The sequence below is a fragment of the Streptomyces sp. NPDC020747 genome (genome assembly GCF_044334695.1).
Lineage (GTDB): Bacteria > Actinomycetota > Actinomycetes > Streptomycetales > Streptomycetaceae > Streptomyces.
Window position 1 is genome coordinate 153249 of record NZ_JBIRTJ010000008.1, and the last position, 21763, is coordinate 175011.

23 protein-coding genes are annotated in these 21763 nt (G+C 70.7%); 16 read left to right on the forward strand and 7 right to left on the reverse strand.

Going from position 1 to position 21763, the window contains the following annotated elements; translation table 11 throughout:
* The first annotated feature begins 46 nt into the window (after window positions 1–46).
* Together ACH4YP_RS22090 and ACH4YP_RS22095 are read left to right on the forward strand one after the other, a co-directional pair.
* A complete protein-coding gene (locus tag ACH4YP_RS22090) occupies window positions 47–769 on the forward strand; it encodes an MBL fold metallo-hydrolase (RefSeq protein WP_398491952.1) in 723 nt (240 codons plus the stop codon).
* Window positions 770–1153: 384 nt separating this feature from the next.
* Window positions 1154–1444 carry a type II toxin-antitoxin system Phd/YefM family antitoxin gene (locus ACH4YP_RS22095; protein WP_361065842.1) on the forward strand — a complete coding sequence of 97 codons (291 nt, stop codon included), beginning with the start codon at window positions 1154–1156 and terminating at the stop codon, window positions 1442–1444.
* Window positions 1445–1626: 182 nt separating this feature from the next.
* Here ACH4YP_RS22095 and ACH4YP_RS22100 read toward each other — a convergent pair whose 3' ends face one another.
* Window positions 1627–2691, reverse strand: coding sequence for an ABC transporter permease (locus ACH4YP_RS22100; protein WP_361065839.1), 1065 nt, complete (start codon window positions 2689–2691; stop codon window positions 1627–1629).
* A gap of 157 nt (window positions 2692–2848) precedes the next feature.
* Here ACH4YP_RS22100 and ACH4YP_RS22105 point away from each other — a divergent pair, with 157 nt between their 5' ends.
* The 8 genes from ACH4YP_RS22105 (at window position 2849) to ACH4YP_RS22140 (ending at window position 10228) form a co-directional block, all read left to right on the forward strand.
* A complete protein-coding gene (locus ACH4YP_RS22105) occupies window positions 2849–3481 on the forward strand; it encodes a TetR/AcrR family transcriptional regulator (RefSeq protein WP_361065837.1) in 633 nt (210 codons plus the stop codon).
* A gap of 299 nt (window positions 3482–3780) precedes the next feature.
* Window positions 3781–4083, forward strand: coding sequence for an urease subunit gamma (locus ACH4YP_RS22110; RefSeq protein ID WP_361065896.1), 303 nt, complete (start codon window positions 3781–3783; stop codon window positions 4081–4083).
* 16 nt (window positions 4084–4099) lie between these two features.
* On the forward strand, window positions 4100–4411 hold the full coding sequence (locus tag ACH4YP_RS22115; RefSeq protein ID WP_361065834.1) for an urease subunit beta: 312 nt from the start codon (window positions 4100–4102) through the stop codon (window positions 4409–4411).
* On the forward strand, window positions 4404–6125 hold the full coding sequence (locus ACH4YP_RS22120; protein WP_361065831.1) for an urease subunit alpha: 1722 nt from the start codon (window positions 4404–4406) through the stop codon (window positions 6123–6125). The genes ACH4YP_RS22115 and ACH4YP_RS22120 overlap by 8 nt, the downstream gene beginning before the upstream one ends.
* Before the next feature lie 73 nt (window positions 6126–6198).
* A complete protein-coding gene (locus ACH4YP_RS22125) occupies window positions 6199–6873 on the forward strand; it encodes an urease accessory protein UreF (RefSeq protein WP_398491956.1) in 675 nt (224 codons plus the stop codon).
* A gap of 169 nt (window positions 6874–7042) precedes the next feature.
* Window positions 7043–7726: an urease accessory protein UreG gene (gene ureG / locus ACH4YP_RS22130; RefSeq protein WP_398491957.1), complete on the forward strand. Its 684-nt coding sequence runs from the start codon at window positions 7043–7045 to the stop codon at window positions 7724–7726.
* Window positions 7723–8496: an urease accessory protein UreD gene (locus tag ACH4YP_RS22135; protein WP_361065823.1), complete on the forward strand. Its 774-nt coding sequence runs from the start codon at window positions 7723–7725 to the stop codon at window positions 8494–8496. The genes ureG and ACH4YP_RS22135 overlap by 4 nt, the downstream gene beginning before the upstream one ends.
* Before the next feature lie 145 nt (window positions 8497–8641).
* Entirely contained in the window at window positions 8642–10228 is a 1587-nt protein-coding gene (locus tag ACH4YP_RS22140; RefSeq protein ID WP_361065820.1) for an alpha/beta hydrolase, read from the forward strand.
* Window positions 10229–10290: 62 nt separating this feature from the next.
* Here ACH4YP_RS22140 and ACH4YP_RS22145 read toward each other — a convergent pair whose 3' ends face one another.
* The 3 genes from ACH4YP_RS22145 to ACH4YP_RS22155 form a co-directional block, all read right to left on the reverse strand.
* Complete coding sequence (locus ACH4YP_RS22145) at window positions 10291–11316, reverse strand: NAD-dependent epimerase/dehydratase family protein (RefSeq protein ID WP_398491960.1); 1026 nt, start codon at window positions 11314–11316, stop codon at window positions 10291–10293.
* Between the two features lie 90 nt (window positions 11317–11406).
* Window positions 11407–12135 carry a lysophospholipid acyltransferase family protein gene (locus ACH4YP_RS22150; RefSeq protein ID WP_361065817.1) on the reverse strand — a complete coding sequence of 243 codons (729 nt, stop codon included), beginning with the start codon at window positions 12133–12135 and terminating at the stop codon, window positions 11407–11409.
* Between the two features lie 155 nt (window positions 12136–12290).
* The gene (locus ACH4YP_RS22155; protein ID WP_398491963.1) at window positions 12291–13499 is read right to left on the reverse strand and encodes a CdaR family transcriptional regulator; all 1209 of its coding nucleotides are present in this window, start codon (window positions 13497–13499) and stop codon (window positions 12291–12293) included.
* 307 nt (window positions 13500–13806) lie between these two features.
* On the opposite strand from ACH4YP_RS22155, the gene ACH4YP_RS22160 reads away from it, so the two are divergent.
* Genes ACH4YP_RS22160 through ACH4YP_RS22175 form a run of 4 tightly spaced genes read left to right on the forward strand, consistent with a single transcriptional unit; the run spans window position 13807 to window position 17634 of the window.
* On the forward strand, window positions 13807–14709 hold the full coding sequence (locus tag ACH4YP_RS22160) for a transporter substrate-binding domain-containing protein (protein ID WP_361065812.1): 903 nt from the start codon (window positions 13807–13809) through the stop codon (window positions 14707–14709).
* 14 nt (window positions 14710–14723) lie between these two features.
* The gene (locus ACH4YP_RS22165; RefSeq protein ID WP_269650940.1) at window positions 14724–15491 is read left to right on the forward strand and encodes an amino acid ABC transporter permease; all 768 of its coding nucleotides are present in this window, start codon (window positions 14724–14726) and stop codon (window positions 15489–15491) included.
* The gene (locus ACH4YP_RS22170) at window positions 15488–16330 is read left to right on the forward strand and encodes an amino acid ABC transporter ATP-binding protein (protein WP_398491965.1); all 843 of its coding nucleotides are present in this window, start codon (window positions 15488–15490) and stop codon (window positions 16328–16330) included. Before ACH4YP_RS22165 ends, ACH4YP_RS22170 begins: the two co-directional genes overlap by 4 nt.
* A complete protein-coding gene (locus tag ACH4YP_RS22175; RefSeq protein WP_361065806.1) occupies window positions 16327–17634 on the forward strand; it encodes an FAD-dependent oxidoreductase in 1308 nt (435 codons plus the stop codon). The genes ACH4YP_RS22170 and ACH4YP_RS22175 overlap by 4 nt, the downstream gene beginning before the upstream one ends.
* 158 nt (window positions 17635–17792) lie before the next feature.
* On the opposite strand, the gene rocD is transcribed toward ACH4YP_RS22175, so the two are convergent.
* From rocD to ACH4YP_RS22190, 3 genes are all read right to left on the reverse strand, one after another.
* Window positions 17793–19025, reverse strand: a complete 1233-nt coding sequence (gene rocD / locus ACH4YP_RS22180) for an ornithine--oxo-acid transaminase (protein WP_398491968.1) — start codon at window positions 19023–19025, stop codon at window positions 17793–17795.
* Window positions 19022–19843, reverse strand: coding sequence for a dimethylargininase (gene ddaH, locus ACH4YP_RS22185; protein ID WP_361056581.1), 822 nt, complete (start codon window positions 19841–19843; stop codon window positions 19022–19024). Before ddaH ends, rocD begins: the two co-directional genes overlap by 4 nt.
* Window positions 19844–20033: 190 nt before the next feature.
* Window positions 20034–20528: an Lrp/AsnC family transcriptional regulator gene (locus ACH4YP_RS22190; protein ID WP_398491970.1), complete on the reverse strand. Its 495-nt coding sequence runs from the start codon at window positions 20526–20528 to the stop codon at window positions 20034–20036.
* 77 nt (window positions 20529–20605) lie between these two features.
* Between ACH4YP_RS22190 and ACH4YP_RS22195 the strand changes: the two genes are divergently transcribed.
* Entirely contained in the window at window positions 20606–21361 is a 756-nt protein-coding gene (locus ACH4YP_RS22195; protein ID WP_361056587.1) for a LytTR family DNA-binding domain-containing protein, read from the forward strand.
* Between the two features lie 11 nt (window positions 21362–21372).
* Complete coding sequence (locus tag ACH4YP_RS22200; protein ID WP_055617080.1) at window positions 21373–21729, forward strand: hypothetical protein; 357 nt, start codon at window positions 21373–21375, stop codon at window positions 21727–21729.
* The last annotated feature ends 34 nt before the right edge of the window (window positions 21730–21763 follow it).

The window sequence follows — 21763 nt, forward strand, 5'->3', positions numbered from 1 at the left end:
GGTCGCGCTTCGTGTCGATCACCGCCGAGAACCGAGGTCAGCTCCGATGCCCAGCCAGCACACCCGGTCGGCGGTCCCCGCCGCCCGTACGCGCAGTGCCGTTACGAGCACGGTTACGAGCAGACGCGCCCTGGTCCGCGGCACGACAGCGGGCAGGACAGCGGCCACGACAGCGGCCACGACAGCGGCCAGGACGGCGGCTGCGGCGCCGGTCGTGGCCGGGGTGCCGTCCGCCGCCATCGCACCGGGCGTGGCCCGCCGGGGAGCCGGGGCGGCCCTGCGCTGGTTCGGGACCAACGCCTGGGAGCTGACCTTCGACGGCCGGACCGTGCTCATCGACCCCTGGCTGACACGCTTCTCCACCACCGGCCCGGACGGTCGGTTCGATGCCGCGACACCGCTGTCCGTGGACCGCGCGGCGATCTGCCGGCACCTGCGCGCCGCCGACCTGGTCCTGGTCACCCACGGCCACTACGACCACATGGGCGACGTCCCCCACGTGCTGGAGCGGTTTCCCCGGGCCCGCGCGGTGGCCACGCAGACCCATGCCCATCTGCTCTCCGCCATAGGAGCCCCCGCCGACCGGGTCGTCTGGGCACGCGGCGGTGAGTACATGAACTTCGGCGGCTTCACGGTCCGGGTGCTGCCGAGCCCGCACAGCCTGTCCGCCGGTACCGGTACTTCGCCCCCGGGAGCCTGGTGGCCCCGCCCCGGCGGGTGTACACCGTCTCCGACCTCCTGGAGGGCGGGACGCTGGCGTACCAGGTGACCACCGACAGCGGGCTGAACGTACTCGACATCGGCACCGCCAATCTGATCGAGCGTGAGCTGCGGGGCCTGCGCCGGACGTCGCCGTCGTCGCGGTGCCGTACGCCGGGGCGACGTACCGCTATCTGGAGCGCCTGCTGGAGGCCCTCGGCGGCCCGCCACTCGTGGTGCCCACCCTCCTCACAGGCAAGGGTAAGACGCAGTCGTCGACGGCAAGACGCGATGCCCGGCCGACGCGGAGGAGTAGGGCTGACAGACGGCTGCCGCCTCTCACGCATTTCTCACGGACTGTATGAGAGGCGGCCGCCGAGAGGCGTCTGACCTGGTCTTTCCTTGCGCCCAGTGGAACTGATGGACTCCACGGATGCCCCGTAAGCTAGGGAGCATGGCCTACGAGATTCCGGTGACGCAAGCCAGGGCTGAGCTCGCCGACCTGATCAACCGGGTGGTGTACGGCGGTGAGCGCGTCGTCGTGACGCGGCACGGGAAGCCGCTTGTCGCTCTCGTGTCCGCGGCTGACCTGGAGCGACTTGAGAAACTCGACGCGGCGATCGATGCGGGGGCGGAGGAGCCGGTGATCAGTGCGGTGTCGAGTGTCCGCGAGGTGGGTTCCGCTCCTCGCGAACGGCAGCGGTTCGGGATCGCGGCGGAGCATCGGGGGCCGGGGGCGTCCTAGGCGGGTTGGGGGGTGGGTGGTCGCGGATCTCTGCCGGGTGCGGATGAGTGGGGGGACTGCGCGGTTCCCCGCGCCCCTGGGTGGGTTGGGCTGAGCCGTGCTCGCAAGGCTGAGCAGGTAAACGCGTAAGACCGTGCACCCCTGTCCGCTGCTTCAGGGGTGCACGGTCGGTTCTGCGGGGGTCAGTTCGTCAGGGCGGGCTCGCGCTCGGTCGCTGTCGGTGCCGTGGTTTCCTTGCGGCGTTTGAGCGCGCTGCCGAGGAGGACCGCGCCGAGTCCCAGTGCGGCCCACCAGGCCAAGGTGAGGGCCGGGCCGGAGGCGGCGGCTCCGTCGAAGAACGAGATCGAGCGGAGCAGGGAGACGCCGGCGCCGGGTGGGAGCCACTGGCCGATCGCCCCGACCGGATCGGGCAGCATCTCGGGTGCCGTGGCCGCGCCGGAGAACGGGTTGCCGAGCATCATCACGACGAAGGCGCCCAGTCCGATGCCCGGAGTGCCCAGCAGGGCCGCGAGACCCGCGACGGCGGCGCCGACCGCCAGTGTGGCCAGGCCCAGGGCGGCCGCCTGGGCCCACCAGTTCCCGGTGAGCGCGCCGAGCCAGCTGCCGGCGAGTGCGGCCGCCACCAGGCCCACGAGCGCGGACGCGCCGATCAGGGCGGCGATCGCGCGCCGCCCGCGCAGCCCGAGCAGGGTCACGACGGCTCCCGCGGCGATGCCCGCCAGCGTCAGCGGCAGCACGCTCGACGTCAGGGCCGAGCCGCGCGGGTCGTTCTCGGCGGCCGGTACGACGTCGACGGTCCGCACCTGGGCGCCGCCCGCCTGCTGGGACACGGACTGCTGGAGCAACTGGGCCACGAGCGGGCTCGCGGCCGAGGCGGTCAGCAGCTTCGGCCCCTGGGCGGTGACGACGACCGCGCCGTATACGGTCCGGTCCTCGATGGCGTCCCGGGCGGCGGCCTCGTCGGCGTAGCGGTGGATCTCGAAGGCACCCTCGTGCTCTTCGAGCTGCTTCTGCACCTGGGTGACCGCGCCTGCCGGGCCCGCCACGCCGAGCGGCAGATCGCGCGGCGCGGTACGGGCCGCGGGCCAGGCGAAGGCCCACAGGGCGAGGGCCACCAGTACGGGCACCAGTACGACGACAGCGATGACGCGGCGGCCTTGCGATGGCGGGGCCTGCCGCGGCGACTGTGACGACTGCGGTGAGCGTCGTGACGCGGTCCCGGTGTGCGTGGCGGAGGTGGCGGACATGGTCTCTTCCCTTGATTCGGCTCGGAGGAGGGGGGTGGGGTGCGGGTGTGGCGAGCAGTCCCGGCTAAAAAGAAGGATCGTTCGTTTTTCTTGTTCCGCCACTGTCCTGCCGACGTCTCCACTTGTCAAGAAGGAATGTTCGTTTTAGATTTCGGTCATGGCCCGCGTATCCCAGGCACACCTCGACGCCCGTCGCCGTCAGATCCTCGACGGCGCGGCCCGCTGCTTCGCCCGTAACGGGTTCCATGCCACGTCGATGCAGGACGTGCTGAAGGAGGTGGACCTCTCGGCGGGCGCGGTCTACCGCTACTTCAGCGGCAAGGACGAGCTGATCGCGGCCATCGTCACCGAGGTCCTCGGAGATATTCGCGGAGCCTTCGAAGAGGCCGCGCGGCAGACTCCGCTCCCGCCGCCCGACGTACTCGTGGGCCGGGTCATGACCCAGGTGCTCGGCCTCGGGGGTGGGGCGAGGCACGGGCTGACGTGGGACGGGGAGGACTCCTTCCCCCGGTTGATGATCCAGGTCTGGACGGAGACGCTCCGTGACAGCGAGCTGTCGCGGGTGCTGCGTGAGGGCTTCGCCACCGTGCGCGCGGCCTGGGTGAAGGTCGTCGAGGGCTATCAGGAGGCTGGCGTGATGCGGGCGGACATTCCCGCCGACCACGTCGCCAGGACCATGATCGCCACCGCGCAGGGGTTCGCCGCCCAGCAGGCGCTCTTCGGCTCGGCGCCCGTCGAAGTGATCCAGGACGGTCTGCGGGGGCTGATGAGTATGGAGCCGCCGCGCTGACGCCGAACGGTCCGAGCGGGCGGCGCCGGCCGACGTTTCGTTCGGCCGGTCGGCTCGTTCTCCGTAATCCTCGTATTCCTTGTAATCCTCGTGCGAATTTCCGCGCGGCGGTTAACGTCCCTGAAATCCCGCGCAACTAGCCTGCACCACCATGTCACCAGGGGTTTTCGCAGCCCGGGACGCGCAGAGTCGCGCATTCCGGCCGCGTACCGCAGTCGCGTACTGCATCCGAATCCTTCGTGGTGGCTGCGGCAGCCGGACCCCGCACGGTCCGGAGCGAGGACTGTGAGGTGGACGCCGTGCAACTGACGCCGCACGAGCAGGAGAGGCTGCTCATCCATGTGGCCGCCGATGTGGCCGAGAAGCGCCGGGCCAGGGGGCTGAAGCTCAACCACCCCGAGGCCGTCGCCCTGATCACCTCGCACATCCTCGAAGGGGCCCGGGACGGACGCACCGTGGCCGAGCTGATGGCCTCCGGGCGCAAGATCCTCGCGCGCGAGGACGTCATGGAGGGCATCCCCGAGATGATCCACGACGTCCAGGTGGAGGCCACCTTCCCGGACGGCACCAAGCTCGTCACCGTCCACGACCCGATCGTCTGACGGGGGAGCGGCAGCCATGATTCCCGGAGAGATCCTGTTCGCCGACGGACCCGTCGCCTTCAACGAAGGCCTTGAGGTCACCCGGCTCACCGTCCTCAACGCCGCCGACCGGCCCGTCCAAGTCGGCTCCCACTACCACTTCGCCGAGGCCAACCCCGGTCTTGAATTCGACCGTGCCGCCGCACGCGGCAAGCGGCTCAATGTCGCCGCCGGCACGGCCGTGCGTTTCGAGCCCGGGATCCCCGTCGAAGTCGAACTCGTTCCGCTCACCGGCGCCCGTGTCGTGCCCGGCCTGCGCGGCGAGACCGGAGGTGCTCTCGATGCCTGAGATCTCGCGTGCCGCGTACGCCGATCTGTTCGGTCCGACGGTCGGTGACCGTATCCGGCTCGCCGACACCGATCTGCTGATCGAGATCGAGGAGGATCGTTCCGGCGGTCCCGGACGTGCCGGTGACGAGGCCGTGTTCGGCGGTGGCAAGGTCATCCGCGAGTCCATGGGCCAGTCGCGTGCTACGCGCGCAGACGGCACCCCGGACACCGTCATCACGGGTGCGGTGATCATCGACCACTGGGGGATCATCAAGGCCGACGTCGGCATCCGCGACGGCCGGATCACCGGCATCGGCAAGGCGGGCAACCCGGACACCATGGACGGGGTGCACCCGGACCTGGTGATCGGCCCGGAGACCGAGATCATCGCGGGGAACGGGCGGATCCTGACCGCTGGGGCGATCGACGCCCATGTGCACCTGATCTGTCCGCAGATCGCCGACGAGGCGCTGGCCTCCGGGATCACGACGCTCATCGGCGGCGGCACCGGTCCGGCCGAGGGGTCCAAGGCGACCACCGTCACGCCCGGTCCCTGGCACCTGGCCCGGATGCTGGAGGCGATGGAGGAGTACCCGCTCAACTTCGGGCTCCTCGGCAAGGGCAACACCGTCTCCCAGGAGGCGATGCTCTCCCAGCTGCGCGGCGGGGCGCTCGGCCTCAAGCTGCACGAGGACTGGGGGTCCACGCCCGCCGTCATCGACGCGGCGCTCACGGTGGCGGACCGGACCGGCGCGCAGATCGCCATCCACACGGACACCCTCAACGAGGCCGGGTTCGTGGCCGACACGCTCGCCGCGATCGCCGGCCGCACGATCCACGCGTACCACACGGAAGGTGCGGGCGGCGGGCACGCGCCCGACATCATGAGCGTGGTCTCCGAGGGGCATGTGCTGCCCAGCTCGACCAATCCGACCCGGCCCTACACCGTCAACACCGCCGAGGAACACCTCGACATGCTGATGGTCTGCCACCACCTCAACGCGGCCGTGCCCGAGGACCTCGCCTTCGCCGAGTCCCGGATCCGGCCCACCACCATCGGGGCCGAGGACATCCTGCACGACCTCGGCGCGATCTCGATCATCTCCTCCGACGCGCAGGCCATGGGGCGCGTGGGCGAGGTCATCATGCGGACCTGGCAGACGGCCCACGTCATGAAGCGGCGGCGGGGCGCGCTGCCCGGGGACGGCAGCGCGGACAACCGTCGTGTACGTCGCTATGTCGCCAAGTACACGATCAACCCGGCCCTCGCCCAGGGGCTCGCCCGTGAGGTCGGCTCCGTCGAGACCGGGAAGCTCGCCGACCTCGTGCTGTGGGAGCCCGCGTTCTTCGGCGTCAAGCCGCATCTCGTCGTCAAGGGCGGGCAGATCGCGTACGCGCAGATGGGCGACGCCAACGCGTCCATTCCCACGCCGCAGCCGATTCTGCCCCGGCCGATGTTCGGGGCGATCGGGCGGGCGCCCGCCTCCAACTCGTTCAACTTCGTGGCGCCGATCGCGATCGAGGACGGGCTGCCGGAGCGGCTCGGGCTCGGCAAGCGGTTCGTGCCGATCGAGTCGACGCGTGGGGTGACCAAGGCGGACATGCGGGAGAACGACGCGCGGCCGCGGGTTCACGTCGATCCCGACAGCTTCGCCGTCACGATCGACGGGGAGCTGGTGGAGGCAACACCGGCTGCCGAACTGCCCATGGCTCAACGGTATTTCTTGTTCTGACCCTCTGACCCTCTGACCCCCTGACCCTCTGGCCTTCCGGTCTCGACTCCGACTCTGCGTTCTGAGGCTCGTCATGTCGCGTGCTGCGTTGCTTGTGCTGGCCGACGGTCGGTTTCCCGCCGGGGGGCATGCCCACTCCGGTGGGGCCGAGGCGGCGGTCAAGGCCGGGCGGATCACTGGTGCGGCGAGTCTGGAGGAGTTCTGCCGGGGGCGGTTGCACACGGCGGGGCTGGTGTCGGCCTCGCTCGCCGCGGCCGCCGCCCTCGGGATCGATCCGGTGGAACTGGACGGTGCCGCCGACGCGCGTACGCCGTCCCTCGCCCTGCGGGTCGCCGCCCGGAAGCTCGGGCGGCAGTTGATGCGGGCCGCTCGGGCGACGTGGCCGTCCGCCGAACTCGACGCGCTGGCACGGGAGTTCCCCAAGGGCGCCCATCAGCCGGTCGTTCTCGGGCTGGCTGCCCGGGCCGCGGGGCTCGGGGCGGAGGATGCCGCGTACTGCGCTGTGTACGAGAGTGTCAGTGGGCCGGCGAGTGCGACGGTGCGGTTGCTGAGTCTTGATCCGTTCGATGCGACCGGGGTGTTGGCTCGGTTGGCTCCTGAACTTGATCTGGTGGCGGGGCAGGCGAGTGCGGCGGCGCGGGAGGCCTTGGGGGGTGGGGTCGGGGTGTTGCCTGCGGCTTCCGCGCCGGTGTTGGAGATCAGTGCGGAGGTGCATGCTGCTTGGGCTGTGCGGTTGTTTGCCTCCTAGGGGCTTCTTTCGCCCCCGCCGCCCCTACCCATTCCCATCCCTTTCTGGGGGCTGCGCCCCCAGGCCCCCGCTATCGGCCTGAACGGCCTCGTCCTCAAACGCCGGACGGGCTGAAATTGTCGGCCCGGGCTCAGAGAGTTCCCCCAGTCACAGAAATGGAGCCGCCACCATGCACCTCGATCACCTTCACACCCATGACGGCCCCCCGGCCGCAAGCGCCGACGCCCACCGGCCCGACGGGCGGCGGCGGGCCCTGCGGATCGGGCTCGGGGGGCCCGTCGGGTCCGGGAAGACCGCTACCGTGGCCGCGCTCTGTCGGGTTCTGCGGGATGAGCTGGCGTTGGCCGTTGTCACCAATGACATCTATACGCGTGAGGACGCCGAGTTCCTGTTGAGGGAGGCCGTGTTGCCGCCCGAGCGGATCACGGCCGTGGAGACCGGGGCCTGTCCGCACACGGCGATCCGGGACGACATCTCCGCGAACCTCGAAGCCGTGGAGGATCTGGAGGACGAGGTCGGGCCCCTGGATCTTGTTCTTGTCGAGTCGGGGGGCGACAACCTCACCGCGACCTTCAGCAAAGGGCTTGTCGACGCTCAGATTTTTGTCATCGATGTCGCGGGCGGGGACGACATTCCGCGTAAGGGTGGCCCTGGGGTCACCACCGCCGACCTGCTCGTGGTCAACAAGACCGATCTCGCTCCGTACGTCGGTTCCGACCTCGGGCGGATGGCCGCCGACGCCAAGGCGCAGCGGGCCGAACTGCCGGTGGTGTTCCAGTCGTTGCGGGCCGAGGACGGGGTGAAGGACGTCGCCGCGTGGGTGCGGGTGCAGCTCGCCGCGTGGACGGCATGACCCCCGGAGACGCAGGCGTGTCCGGGGTGCGTGCTCTCGCGCGGATCGGGGCGCGGGTCGACGGGCGGGGCGGTACCGCCCTGCCCACGCTGGAGGGGCAGGGGCCGCTCGCCCTGCGGCGTACGCGGGCCAGTGGTTCCGAGGCGCGGGTCATGCTGGTCGGTGCGATGAGCGGGCCCCTGGGCGGTGACCACTTCACGGTCGAGGCGGAGGTCGGTGAGGGTGCGCGGCTGCACGTCGGGTCGGCCGCCGCCACCATCGCGCTGCCGGGGCAGGCCAAGGGAGAGGCGCGCTACGAAGTACGCCTCACGGTGGCCGACGGTGGTGAACTGCGCTGGCTGCCCGAGCAGTTGATCTCCGCCAACGGCAGCGAACTGCGCGTGAGCACCGGTGTGGACCTTGCCGCCGGCGCGCGGCTGGTGCTGCGCGAGGAGCAGGTGCTCGGGCGGGCCAACGAGGAGCCCGGGCGGCTTTCCAGTCGGCTCACCGTCCGGCTCGACGGGCGTCCGCTGCTCGACCAGGAGCTCTCCTGCGGGCCCGGGGCGCCGGGTGGATGGGACGGCCCAGCCGTGCTCGCCGGGCATCGCGCGCTCGGGCAACTCATCGTCGTACGGCCGGAGTTCGGGCGGCAGCCGGTCGAGGCGCGGTTGCTGGGGGAGTACGCGGTGCTCACTCCGCTCGCCGGTCCCGGAGCTCTCGTGACCGCGCTCGCGCCCGACGCACTGCGTCTGCGGCACATGCTCGACGAGGCGCTCGGCGCACTCGCCTGAAACAATCCGCACCGCTCAACGGGCAGTGATGTTCCGGTTATCGGATTGGCAAAGAAGCCACTTCACCCCTGTTCTCAGGGACCTCACAGCCGGAAGGATCCCCCTACTGACCACAACGACAGTAGACAGTAGGGGGAGGACTCACTTGAGGGGTTTGAGAAGGGCGACGGCGTTCGGCTCGGCCGGAGCGCTCGTCACAGCGACGCTGATAGCCGGCGCCGTCGCGGCCCCGACGGCCAGCGCGGAGAGCCGCCACGGCCAGGACAGCCAGACGCGCGGCGCCGAGATCGCCGCCGCTCGCGCGGCCAAGGCAGGCATCGACTGGACGGACTGTCCGGCCGACTGGGGGATCGCGAAGCCCATCCAGTGCGGCTGGGTCACCGTCCCGCTCGACTACGCGAAGCCCAACGGCAAGAAGATCAAGCTCGCCGTGGACCGCATCGGCAACACGGGGACCAAGGCGGAGCGCCAGGGCGCACTCGTCTACAACCCGGGCGGCCCCGGCGGCTCGGGCCTGCGCTTCCCGACCCGGGTCACCAACAAGAACCCGCTGTGGGTGAAGGCGTCGAAGGCATACGACTTCGTGGGCTTCGACCCCCGCGGTGTCGGCCACTCGGCGCCCATCTCCTGCATCGACCCGCAGGAGTTCGTCAAGGCGCCGAAGATGGACCCGGTGCCGGACTCCGAGGCCGACAAGCGCGCCCAGCGCAAGCTCGCCGCCGAGTACGCGGACGGCTGCGCCGAGCGCAGCGGCGACATGCTGCCGCAGATGACGACCCCCAACACCGTCCGCGACCTGGACGTCATCCGGGCGGCGCTCGGCGAGAAGAAGCTCAACTTCCTGGGCGTCTCGTACGGCACGTACATCGCCGCCGTGTACGGCACGATGTACCCGACCCACGTCCGCCGCATGATCGCGGACAGCGTGGTCAACCCGTCGCGCGAGAAGATCTGGTACGAGGCCAACCTCGACCAGGACGTCGCCTTCGAGATGCGCTGGAAGGACTGGCAGGACTGGGTCGCCAAGAACGACGCGGCCTTCCACCTCGGCGACACCCGGGCCAAGGTCCAGGCGCAGTGGCTGAAGCTGCGTGCCACCGCCAAGAAGAACCCCATCGGTGGCGTCGTCGGCCCGGCCGAGCTCATCGGCTTCTTCCAGAGCGCCCCGTACTACGACTCGTCGTGGGTGCCGGTCGCGACCGTGTTCAGCAAGTACGTCGCCGGTGACACCCAGGCACTCGTCGACGCCGCGGCCCCCGACCCGTCGGACACCGCGGGCAACATCGCCTCGGAGAACGGCAACGCCGTCTACACGGCCGTCGAGTGCACCGACGCCAAGTGGCCCACCAGCTGGAAGAAGTGGGACCGCGACAACACGAAGCTGCACAAGAACTACCCGTTCATGACGTGGGCCAACGCCTGGCTGAACCTGCCGTGCGCGACCTGGCCCGCCAAGCAGCAGACCCCGGTCAACGTGAAGTCCGGCAAGGGTCTGCCGCCCGTCCTGATCGTCCAGGCCACGCGTGACGCCGCCACTCCGTACGAGGGTGGCGTCGAACTGCACAAGCGGTTCAAGGGCTCCCGCCTGATCACCGAGAAGGACGCGGGCTCGCACGGGGTGACCGGTCTGACCAACCCCTGCATCAACGACCGGGTGGACACCTACCTGCTCACCGGCAAGGTCGGCTCGGCCGACGTGACGTGCACCCCGCACGCCACGCCCAAGCCGTAGCGACGGCAGCAGTAGCAGCAGTACGCGGATGAGGGGCGGCCGGGATTCCGGCCGCCCCTCGTTCATGTCCGCAGCCAGGCGTCCTCCGCCGCGTAGTCGAAGAGGTCGCCGTAGTTCTGGAACATCTTCGGGTACGCCTCCCGCCAGTCCCGGCCCGCCAATTGACGCTCGATCCAGGCGACCGTGTCCGGCAGCGTCCGGGCGTACCGCGCCACCGCCCGGTACCCCAACTCCCGTTCGGCGGCGGCCATGTCGCAGACCACCGGGTGCGGAACGGACCACGGAGTGTCGCCCACGGTCTCGGCGGGCGCGGGTCCGTCGACCAGGACGCTCTCGGTCTCGACACCCATCACCGCGTCGACGGCGACGGCGATCTCCGCCACCGTGGGCGCCTCGGGATCGACGGCGTTCAGCACCCGGGCGCCGGGCCTCCGCGCGGCCAGCCGGACCAGCTCCGCGATGTTGTGGACGCTCGCCGGATGGAACCGGCTCTCCCCGCGGTACGCGAGTACGCGTCGCCGCCTGCCGTCCAGGTTGCGCTTGACGAAGTACAGCTCGCGCGGGGTGCGGCAGTGCGGCCCGTGGATCGCGCCCGCGCGCAGCAGCGTGGTGGGCAACTCGTCGGCCGCGGCGAGGAGTTCACGCTCCAGACCGGCCTTGCGGGTGCTGTACGAGGTCTCGCCGGGCGCGATGGTCCGCTGGTCCTCCGACACGGGCACCGGATACTCCGGGAACCCGTCGGGCTGCTCCTGCGTATCGAAGTTGCGGCCCTTGTCGTCCTCGTACACCGACACGCTGGAGATCACCACGGCCGATCCGACGCGGCCGGCCAGCTTCGTCAACTGCCGTGCGTGCTCCGGCCCGTAGGCCACCATGTCCACCAGTACGTCGCAGCCGTCGCCGACCGCGTCGGCCAGGGCCAGGTCGTCCGCGCGGTCCGCCCGTGCCGTCCGTACCCCGTCGGGCCAGGACTCGTCCCGTCCGCCGCCCCGCGAGACGGCCGTCACCTCCCAGCCGTCCGTGGCGAGCGCCTCCACGGCCACCCGCCCGATCTGTCCCGTCGCTCCGATCACCACAGCTCGTCCCATGGGGCGACCGTAGGGCTCCCGCCGCCGGGATCCCAGGGAATTGGCTGTGGGCAGATCGTTTCCGTTCGGCGGACATCGGCCCGGCGACGGTCACCTCAGCGGCATACGGGGGAACTTGCGCTTCGCCTGCGCCGCCTTCTCGGCGGCCTCCTCCGCCTTGACGACGGCCGCGTACCGGTCGACGTACTCCTGCTCGGAGAGGGTGAGGATCGCGTACATGATCTCGTCGGTGATGGCGCGCAGGATCGCCTTCTCGTTCTCCATGCCGGCGTAGCGGGAGAATTCGAGGGGCTTGCCGAAGCGGATAGACACCGGGTGGATCTTGGGGATCTTCCGGCCCGGGGGCTGGGCCTCGAAGGTGCCGATCATCGCGCACGGGATGACCGGGACCCCGGCTCTGAGTGCCATCACCGCGACGCCGACCTTGCCCTTGTAGAGGCGGCCGTCGTGCGAGCGGGTGCCCTCCGGGTAGATGCCGAGCAGCTCGTCCTTGCTCAGTACGCCGAGGCCCTCGCGGATGGCCGCCTGGCCCGCGTCCTTGCCGGAGCGGTCCACCGGGATCTGCCCGGCGCTGCGGAAGAAGCTCGCCGTCAGCCGGCCTTTGACGCCCGGGCCCGTGAAGTACTCGGCCTTGGCGAGGAACGTGATGCGCCGCTTGAGGATCGCGGGCATCAGGAAGTGGTCCGAGAACGACAGGTGATTGCCCGCGACGATGGCCGCACCCGTCGCCGGTACGTGCTCCAGACCCTCGATCCGGGGGCGGAAGACCAGCCGCAACAGCGGTCCCAGAATCACGTACTTGAGAACGTAATAGAACAAGGGGTCGCTCCTCGCTTCACAGGATCGGCTCAACCGCCGCGTTCTGGCTGGTCAACAGGTGTGCTGCGGGACGCCAGTGTATGTGCAGGGGCGGATCTCCGTAACCGCCCCCGAACGTACTCATGCTGCCCCGCTCTCCTCCTCCGGACCACCCGTCAGGGCAGCACCTGGCTCGATCCAGACGCGTCGCCGCTGCCCAACTGGTCGGCCAGGCAGGCGAGATACAGCGCCATGGTGGTCCGGTGCTCCCGCAGGGGCCGGCCGGTGATCTGCTCGATCTTGTTCATGCGGTAGACCACGGTGTTGCGGTGGACGTGCAGGGCCGCGGACGCCTTCACGAGGTTGAAGCCGTTCTCGCACCAGGCGGTGATCGTGTCGCGGAGCACCGGCCAGTCCGGCTGGGCGCGCAGGTCGGTGGCGGTCAGGTCGAGCAGGCGGTTGCGCGCGGGCTGGCCGACCGCCGCCAGGACCTGGTGGACCCGCAGATCGGTGATCAGGTGGACGGGGACACGGCCCGCCAGCCGGGCGCCGAGGCGCAGCGCGTCGCACGCGTCCTGGTACGAGTCGTGCAGCGCGCCGACCGAGGCGGCGGCCTCGCCGATCCCCGCGCGGGCGGTGAGGCCGCCCTGCGCGGCGATCAGGTCGGTGACACGCCTGCAGTCGACGGACAGTGCGGCCTCCGGATGGTCGGGCCGGAGCCGGTGCAGTACGCCGATCCAGCCGGGAGCCGTCGTGGCGATGATGTCCTGAGGGTCGGCGAACACCTCGCGGACCGTGCGGAGCAGTTCCGAGCGGACCAGCGCCATGTCCCGGGTCGGCGTGCCGTGCCGACGGCCGCCCGTCTCCGGGACGGTCACCTCGAAGGCCACCGCGACCCGCCGCAGCCGCAGGTCGAAGCCCAGCTCGGCGGCCCGGAAGACGAGGAAGTCGCCCTCCACCACCTGCGGGTCGTACGAGGCGAGGTCGGCCAGCAGCTTCTCCGCCGCCCGCTCGGCGAGCAGCCGCGAGCGCAGCATCACCGACTCCCGCAGCAGGATCTCCGTCTGGCGCTTCACCAGCAGTCCGAAGCGGCGCACCTGGGCGGGCGTACCGGTGATCCCGACCGTCCCCACCGCCTGCCCGTCGGTGACCAGCGGCAGCGTGACACCCGGGCGTACGCCCTGGAGCCGATGGGCCTGCGACGCGTTGTGCGTGGCCGGTTCCTGTGTACGGATCACCTCGACGGACGCCTCGTGGAACGTGCCGACCCGGTGGGTGTCACCGCTGCCGATGACCATCCCGTCCGCGTCGGTGATCAGCACGTTGAAGCCGATGACCGCGGAGGTGTCCCCGGCGATCTCCTGGGCGAGTGACGGACTCAGCACGGGCGTTCCTCCCGTCGAGGGGACTGACCGGGGGCGGACCTGGGGCGGACCTCGGACGGACCTGGGGTGGATCGGCGATGGATCCGAGGTGTCGAAGTGGACGCACCGTACAGCAGACCGCGCGATTTCGGCCGCAAGTTCGTACGAAGTGAACGGTGACGCACGACCGGCCTGTCCCTAGCGTATGAGCCCATCACATCCCCGCCGGGGGCACAGCGCGGTGAACGGCGGGCCCCTTCACTGCCGATACCCGTGCCGTTACGGAAGGCCCAAGCCGATGATCCGTGTGCGCTCACTCGTCGCTGCTTTGTCAGCGATTCTCCTGATACCGGCGGTCGCCGGCTGTGGTTCGGACGGCGACGACGAACCGAAGAACGTGTCCGCGAAGACCGCCGCGCTCGGCACGATCACGCCAGGCGTGATCAAGGTGGCCGTCCAGCCGTACGCGCCCTACACCAGCGTCCAGGGCGACAAGATCGTCGGCCTGGACGGCGACATCCTCGCCTACGCGGCCAAGAAGCTCGGCCTTGAGGTCAAGCCCCAGGTGACGGACTTCGCGGGCATGCTCGCCGGGGTGCAGTCCCGCCGCGTGGACATCACCATCGGCGGCGTCGCCTGGTCCGCCGACCGGCAGAAACAGGGCCTGTTCACCGACCCGCCGTACTACTCGCCCCCGGCGATGGCCGTACGGTCCGGCAAGACGTACAAGACGGTCGACGATCTGAAGGGCCTGCAGCTCGGGACGGTCGAGGGGTACGTCTGGGTCAAGTCCATCCAGGCCGTCCCCGATGCCAAGCTGCACGCCTACCCCGACGCCAACGGCGTGTTCGACGACCTCGGCGCGGGCCGCGTGGACGTCGGCTTCCTCGACCCGCTGATCATCATCGCGGCGCAGAAGGAACGCCCGGACCTGAAGATCGACACCCAGTACATGACGCCGCCGACCGCCGCACAGGTCAAGGCGAAGCCGGCCTACGAGTACTTCCAGCCGTACCAGACCGGCTTCTACCTGCCCAAGAAGGCCACCAAGCTGGAAAAGGCGATCTCCGCGCAGATCGACGCCATGTACAAGAACGGCGAGCTGGAGAAGCTCGTCAAGAAGTACGGCGGCGACCCCGAGCAGTTCCTCAAGCCCTCCGCCGACGTCGCCACCGCGCGCCGGGGAGTGGACCGGCCCCAGGACTGGACGCCCCCGTCCATCGCGCAGTGAGGGGAGGAGCAGCCATGAACGACATCGCCTCCGGTCTCTTCCAGGTCCCCTGGTCCGAGTACCGGCCCGACCTCCTCGACGCGCTCTGGCGCACCGTCTCCTACACGGCGGTGAGCTTCGTCGGCGCGGTCGCCCTCGGTCTCGCGGTGGCACTGCTGCGGCTGAGCAAGGCGTGGCCCGCCCGGGCCGTCGCCGCCGTCTACACCGAGGTCTTCAAGAACGTCCCGCTGCTGGCCATCATCTTCCTGACCTACTTCGGCCTGGCCTCGGCCGGGCTCCGGCTGGACGTCTTCACGGCCGGCTGTCTGAGCCTCGTCGTCTTCTACGCCGCCTACCTGTCCGAGATCTTCCGCTCCGCGATCAGCGGCGTACACGCCGGACAGACCGAGGCGGGCGAGGCGCTCGGCCTCGGCAGGACCGGCATCTTCAGCCACATCGTCCTGCCACAGGCCCTCCGCCAGGCGCTGCCCGGCACCAACACCATGCTGGTCGACCTGCTGAAGTCCACCTCGCTGCTCGTCACCGTCTCCGCCGCCGAGCTGATGTCCGAGGGCCGGCTCATCACGTCCGCCACCTTCCGGGCACTGGAGGTCTACCTGGTCATCTCGGCCATCTACTTCGCCCTCTGCTACCCGCTCTCCCAGCTCCTCCTGCTGCTGGAGCGGAAGGTACGGGCGGGCGTCCCGCTGTCCCCGTGGCGCCGGCGCCGGATGCGGGCGGCCCGCGCCCTGCTCGCGAGCGACCTCGTCGTGGACGCCGACCGGAAGGAGGCGACGGTATGACCGACCCCGTCACCACCACGAAGACCACCGATACCACCGAGACCACGAAGCCCACCAAGGCCACCGAGAGCGCGGCGGTGTCTCCGGCTCCCGAGGCGGTCGTACGGATCGACGGGCTGAGCAAGTCCTTCGACGGCCGCCTCGTGCTCGACGACGTCCACCTGGAGGTCGGCCGCGGCCGCATCGTGAGTGTCATCGGCCAGAGCGGCGGCGGCAAGACGACCCTGATGCGCTGCGTCAACCTCCTCGAACGGCCCGACAAGGGCACGGTCGAGGTCGCCGGAGAGGTCGTCCACGAAGGCGGCCGTACGGTCTGCCGCGACCTGGCCCGGCTGCGCCGCACCGTCGGCATGGTCTTCCAGCGGTTCCATCTGTTCCCGCACCTCACGGCCGTCGAGAACGTCGTCCTGGCCCAGCGCAAGGCGGGCATCCCCGAACAGGAGGCGCTGGAACGGGCCGTTGCCCTGCTGCGCCGGGTCAAGGTCGCCCACCGCGCCCTCGCCCATCCCGACCAGCTCTCAGGCGGCGAGCAGCAGCGCGTCGCCATCGCCCGCGCCCTCGCGCTCAAGCCCGAGGTGCTCCTCTTCGACGAACCCACCTCCTCCCTGGACCCGGAGGCCACCCGGGAGGTCCTGAGCGTGATGCGCGAACTCGCCGCGGACGGGATGACCATGCTGCTGGTCACCCACGAACTGCCCTTCGCCCGCGAGGTGGCCGACCACGTCGTCTTCGTCGACGGAGGCCGGATCGTGGAGGAGGGCAGGCCCGAGGACGTCCTCGACAGCCCCGCCCAGGCCCGTACCCGCGAGTTCCTCGCCTCGTACGGAACCGCGTCATGACCGCTGCGTCCACCGCGGCCGGTAGGACGGGACCGGCCGGCGACCACCCCGTCGTGGTCGTCGGAGGCGGCGTCGTCGGGCTGTGCACGGCGTACTACCTGGCCGTGTCCGGTGTCCCCGTGGAGGTCGTCGAGCGGCGCGGCCTCGGCTCCGGGGTGTCCCGGGGCAACGCCGGATGGGTCTGCCTGAGCCACTCGACGCCGGTGCCCGCCCCGGGGGTCGTGCGTTACGCGTTGCGTTCGCTGGGCCGGCCCGACTCGCCGCTCTATCTGCGGCCCCTGCCGGACCCGGCGTTCGTACGGTGGCTGTGGCGGTTCTGGCGCAGCAGCACACCGGCCGCCTTCCGGCGCGGTTACGCGGCGATCGCCGAGCTCAACCAGGACACCTTCGAGCTCTTCGACGGCCTGCGCGAGGCCGGGGTCGACACGACGCTGACGCGGCCCGGCATGGTGCACGCGTTCCTGTCGGCGACCGAGGCCCGGCACCATCTCGCGGTCCAGCGGGAGATGGCCGACGGCCGCTATCCGATGCCCGACGAGGTGACCACGGGGCGCGAGGCGCGGCTGCTGGACGACGCGCTGTCGTCCCGGGTGCGGGCGGCCTATCTCGTCGAGGGGGAGGGCGTGGTCGACCCCGAGGCGTTCGCCCGTGCGCTCGGGGAGGCACTGGCGGCGCTGGGCGTGAAAGTCCACGAGAACGCGGAGGCGACTGGGTTCCGGTCCGCCGGTGGCCGGGTCACCGCGCTGCGCACCGCCCAGGGCGAGATCCCCTGCTCGGCCGTCGTCGTCGCGGCCGGGATGCGCTCGCCGGGCCTGCTGCGTGACCTGGGCAGTCCGCTGCCCCTCCAGGCGGGCAAGGGCTACAGCTTCTCGGTGGACCTGGATCCGGCGCCCCGGCACACGCTGTACTTCGGCGAGCGCAGGGCCGTCGCCTCACCGATCGGGGGCACCACGCGGATCGGCGGCACGATGGAGCTGAGCGGGAACAACAACCGCCTCGACTGGCGTCGCATCGTGGCCGTCGCGCTCGCGAGCCGCCACTACCTCGGGCGCTGGTTCGACGATCCGGACGATCTGGTCAGCCTGATCCGGGATCCCTGGGTCGGGGGGCGGCCCTTCCTGCCCGACGGGCTTCCGGTGATCGACCGTGTGCCGGGCCACGAGAACGCCTTCGCGGCCACCGGGCACGGGATGCTCGGGGTCACGCTCGGGCCGGTCACGGGGCACCGGCTCGCCTCGTACATCCGCACGGGGCAGCGGCCCGAAGCCCTCGCACCGTTCCGGTTCGACCGGCTCCTCCCCTGAGCCGCCGTACCTCGAACCGGGTGGTGGCGGAGGCCGCGGGCCGGTGCGGAGACCCGCGCCGGCCCGCGGAGGCATTTCTCGGGCCCCGCCCCCCACCGGCCGGTCTGTCGACCGCGGGCCGGTGGGGGCTGTCGCGTAGTTCCCTGAGCCCCGGGTTGTCAGGAGCCTTCCGTCAGGACCTTTTCCAGGGAACCCAGGGCCGTTCGGAGTTCCTCCCCCGTGATCGTCAGCGGTGGAGCGAGGCGGATCGTCGAGCCGTGGGTGTCCTTCACGAGGACCCCCTCTCGCATGAGGCGTTCGCTGATCTCGCGGCCGGTGCCGATGGCGGGGTCGATGTCGACGCCCGCCCACAGGCCGCGTGCCCGGAAGCCCTGGACGCCCTTGCCGACGAGGGCGGTCAGGCCGCCCCTCAGTACGATGCCCAGCTCCGCGGCCCTGCGCTGGTATTCGCCGGTCTCCAGCAGCTCCACGACGGCCGAGCCGACCGCCGCGGACAACGGGTTGCCGCCGAACGTCGACCCGTGTTCGCCGGGGCGCAGCACCTGGAGGACATCGCGCCGGGCGACCACCGCGGAGACCGGCACGATGCCGCCGCCGAGCGCCTTGCCGAGCAGCAGCACGTCCGGGACGACGTCCTCGTGCTCGACGGCGAGCGTGTGCCCCGTACGGCCGAGGCCCGACTGGATCTCGTCCGCGACGAACAGGCAGCCGGTGCGCCGCGTCAGTTCGCGGACGCCGCGCAGATAGCCGTCGTCGGGGATGACGACACCCGCCTCGCCCTGGATCGGCTCGATCAGGACGGCCGCGGTCGTCTCGTCGATCGCCGCTTCGAGCGCGGCGAGGTCGTTGTACGGGACCACGCGGAAGCCCGGCGTGAAGGGACCGAAGCCCGCACGGGCCGTCTCGTCGGTGGAGAAGCTGACGATGGTCGTCGTACGGCCGTGGAAGTTGTCCGCGGCCACGACGATGGTCGCCCGGTCCGGCGCGACACCCTTCACCTCGTACGCCCACTTGCGGGCCACCTTGATGGCGCTCTCCACGGCCTCGGCGCCCGTGTTCATCGGCAGCACCATGTCCAGGCCCGTCAACTCGGCCAGGGACTCCGCGAACTGGGCCAGCCGGTCGTTGTGGAACGCGCGCGAGGTCAGCGTCAGCTGGTCGAGCTGCCGGTGGGCCGCCTCGATCAGTGCCGGGTGGCGGTGCCCGAAGTTGAGGGCCGAGTAGCCGGCCAGCATGTCGAGGTAGCGGCGGCCCTCGACGTCCTCGACCCAGGAGCCCTCGGCGCGCGCGACGACCACGGGCAGCGGGTGGTAGTTGTGCGCGAGGACGGGCTCCTCGGCGCGGATCAGCTCGGCGGACGAACGCAGGGAGCGGCTGGCAGCGACGGTCATGAGCGGATCTCCTGGGTGCAGCACTTGATGCCCCCGCCTGCCTTCTGGAACTCCGACAGGTCGACGGGGACGGGAACGTAGCCGTGGCCGGCGAGCTCGCCCGCGAGCGCCTCGGCGCGCGGCGCGATGAAGACGTGACGGCCGTCCGAGACGGAGTTCAGCCCGAACGCCATCGCGTCCTCGTGCGTGGCGATCACCGCGTCCGGGAACAGCAGCCGGAGCACCTCACGGCTGCCCGCGGAGAAGGCCTCCGGGTAGTACGCGATGTTCGCCTCGGGGCCGTCGTCGAGCACGAACAGCGCGGTGTCCAGGTGGTAGAAGCGCGGGTCCACCAGCGTGAGGCTGACCGTCGGGACGCCGAAGAACTCCTGCACCTCGTGGTGGGCGGCCCGTTCCGTACGGAATCCGGTGCCGGCCAGGAGATGGCGGCCGGCGAAGACCAGATCGCCCTCGCCCTCGCACACCGCCTCGGGGCGGTAGACGTCGAAGCCCGCGTTCTTGAACCACGTCTCGTACGCGGTCGACTCCGGGCGGCGCTGCGGTGCGTGGAAGAGCGAGCCGAAGACCCGGCCGGCCACGACCAGCGCCGAGTTCGCGGCGAAGACCATGTCCGGCAGACCGGCGACCGGTTCCACGCTGTCGACGGTGTGGCCGTGGGCGCGGTAGGCGCGCATCAGCTCCGCCCACTGTCCGCGGGCCAGATCGACGTCGACCTGTGTGTCCTCATGCATCCAGGGATTGATGGCGTACTGCACGGCGAAGTGTCTGGGTTCGCAGACAAGGAAGCGCCTCGATCGCGGCACACGGCTCATGGGCACAGAGGGGTTCCTCCGCTTTCCTGCGGTGTTGGGTGGGATACCTCAACGGTAGGAAGCGGAGGCCGGTCCCGACAAGAATCGGTGATTGCGCGTCACCGCAGGGATGCTGCGTGTTCGGACCGGTCGGCGCACGATTGCTGCGTTGGCGGTCCGGAGGGGGCCCACTCCCGCTGTCCGGGCCGGGAAACGCCTACGCCTCCGGTTCCGGAGCGGGCTGGCTCGCCCCCGCCTCGGGGCTCTCCGGCAGCAGATGCGACAGCACCATGTAGCTGATCGTCTTGCGGATGAACGGCTCCACCCGGATCCGCTCCAGCACCTCCTCGAAGTGCTCCACGTCCCGGGCCCGCACATGCAGCAGCGCGTCCGCGCCGCCGGTCACCGTCATGGCCGCGGTGATCTCGGGATGGTTGCGCATCACCTCCGCGAGCCGCCGCGGCGGGGCTGCGCCCTCGCAGTACACCTCCACGTACGCCTCCGTACGCCAGCCCAGCGCGGCCGGCTCCACCGTCGCCGAGAACCCGGTGATCACGCCGGTCTCGCGCATCCGGTCGACCCGACGCTTGACCGCGGTGGACGAAAGGCCGACCGCGGCTCCGATCTCGGCGAAGCTCGTGCGGGCGTTCGCCATCAGAGCCGTGACGATCTTGCGGTCGAGATCGTCGAAGGGGGCGGACGTGGGTGTCATGCGGGCACTGTATCCAGCGGCGACGACCTGGCCCGCCGCATGTGCAGGCGTGCGAATTGCTCCTACACTCCGGGTTCATGCTGCGCGCCCTCGCCGTCGACGACGAACCGCCCTCCCTCGAAGAGCTGCTCTATCTGCTGGACGCCGATCCACGGGTGAGCAGCGTCGAGGGCGCGAGCGATGCCACGGCCGCCCTGCGCCGGATCAACCGGGCCCTGGAGAGCGGCCCCGGCGGCGACGCGGGCATCGACGTCGTCTTCCTCGACATCCACATGCCGGGCCTCGACGGGCTCGACATGGCACGGCTGCTCGCCGGGTTCGCCAAACCGCCGCTCGTCGTCTTCGTCACCGCCCACGAGGGCTTCGCCGTGCAGGCCTTCGACCTCAAGGCCGTCGACTACGTCCTGAAGCCCGTACGCCGGGAACGCCTGGCCGAGGCCGTCCGCCGGGCCGTCGAGCAGATGGACGCGGCCCCGCTGATACCCGTGCACGAACCCGACCCGGACCACATATCCGTCGAGCTCGGGGGAGTCACCCGCTTCGTCGCCGTGGAGGACATCACCCACGTCGAGGCCCACGGGGACTACGCGCGGCTGCACACCGCCCAGGGCAGCCACCTCGTCCGCATCCCGCTCTCCACTCTTGAGGAACGCTGGCGCTCGCGCGGCTTCGTCCGCATCCACCGCCGCCATCTCGTCGCCCTCGGCCACATCAGCGAACTCCGCCTGGACGCGGGTACCGTCAGCGTCCTGGTCGACTCGGTCGAACTGCAGGTCAGCCGCCGTCACGCACGCGAACTGCGCGACCTGCTGATGCGCCGGACCGCGAGCTGAGGAGACCCGAGATGCCCCAGGACCCCACCGACCGCCGTGTCGTCGTCACCGGCCCGCCGCGCCGTACGCGCCCGCTGAGCCGCTCCCGGCCGCGCACCGAGATCGACGAGCAGACCACACTCGGGCACACCTACGTCCGCTCGCTGATGCGCTCCCAACTGCGCGCCGCGCTCACCGTGTTCGCCGTGCTCGTCCTCCTCGTGGGCCCGCTGCCGCTGGTCTTCGCGTCGATGGGCGACAGTTCGAGCCTGGAGTGGATCGTGCTCGGCTTCTGCGTCTATCCGCCGCTGGTGCTCCTCGCCCGCTGGTACGTGCGCCGCGCCGACCGCAACGAGAAGGACTTCGTCCGCCTCGTCGAGGACCGCTAGACGGAGACGCAGCTGGAGACGGAGACCGTGACGG

Excerpts from the sequence above, each read along its gene's own strand:
- ACH4YP_RS22170 (WP_398491965.1), top strand. The coding sequence starts at position 15,488 with ATGACCGACCCCGTCACCACCACGAAGACCACCGATACCACCGAGACC.
- ACH4YP_RS22135 (WP_361065823.1), top strand. The coding sequence starts at position 7,723 with ATGACCCCCGGAGACGCAGGCGTGTCCGGGGTGCGTGCTCTCGCGCGG.
- ACH4YP_RS22200 (WP_055617080.1), top strand. The coding sequence starts at position 21,373 with ATGCCCCAGGACCCCACCGACCGCCGTGTCGTCGTCACCGGCCCGCCG.
- rocD (WP_398491968.1), bottom strand. The coding sequence starts at position 19,025 with ATGACCGTCGCTGCCAGCCGCTCCCTGCGTTCGTCCGCCGAGCTGATC.
- ACH4YP_RS22195 (WP_361056587.1), top strand. The coding sequence starts at position 20,606 with ATGCTGCGCGCCCTCGCCGTCGACGACGAACCGCCCTCCCTCGAAGAG.
- ACH4YP_RS22100 (WP_361065839.1), bottom strand. The coding sequence starts at position 2,691 with ATGTCCGCCACCTCCGCCACGCACACCGGGACCGCGTCACGACGCTCA.
- ACH4YP_RS22125 (WP_398491956.1), top strand. The coding sequence starts at position 6,199 with ATGTCGCGTGCTGCGTTGCTTGTGCTGGCCGACGGTCGGTTTCCCGCC.
- ACH4YP_RS22115 (WP_361065834.1), top strand. The coding sequence starts at position 4,100 with ATGATTCCCGGAGAGATCCTGTTCGCCGACGGACCCGTCGCCTTCAAC.
- ACH4YP_RS22120 (WP_361065831.1), top strand. The coding sequence starts at position 4,404 with ATGCCTGAGATCTCGCGTGCCGCGTACGCCGATCTGTTCGGTCCGACG.
- ACH4YP_RS22095 (WP_361065842.1), top strand. The coding sequence starts at position 1,154 with ATGGCCTACGAGATTCCGGTGACGCAAGCCAGGGCTGAGCTCGCCGAC.
- ACH4YP_RS22090 (WP_398491952.1), top strand. The coding sequence starts at position 47 with ATGCCCAGCCAGCACACCCGGTCGGCGGTCCCCGCCGCCCGTACGCGC.
- ACH4YP_RS22175 (WP_361065806.1), top strand. The coding sequence starts at position 16,327 with ATGACCGCTGCGTCCACCGCGGCCGGTAGGACGGGACCGGCCGGCGAC.
- ACH4YP_RS22105 (WP_361065837.1), top strand. The coding sequence starts at position 2,849 with ATGGCCCGCGTATCCCAGGCACACCTCGACGCCCGTCGCCGTCAGATC.
- ACH4YP_RS22190 (WP_398491970.1), bottom strand. The coding sequence starts at position 20,528 with ATGACACCCACGTCCGCCCCCTTCGACGATCTCGACCGCAAGATCGTC.
- ACH4YP_RS22145 (WP_398491960.1), bottom strand. The coding sequence starts at position 11,316 with ATGGGACGAGCTGTGGTGATCGGAGCGACGGGACAGATCGGGCGGGTG.
- ureG (WP_398491957.1), top strand. The coding sequence starts at position 7,043 with ATGCACCTCGATCACCTTCACACCCATGACGGCCCCCCGGCCGCAAGC.
- ACH4YP_RS22165 (WP_269650940.1), top strand. The coding sequence starts at position 14,724 with ATGAACGACATCGCCTCCGGTCTCTTCCAGGTCCCCTGGTCCGAGTAC.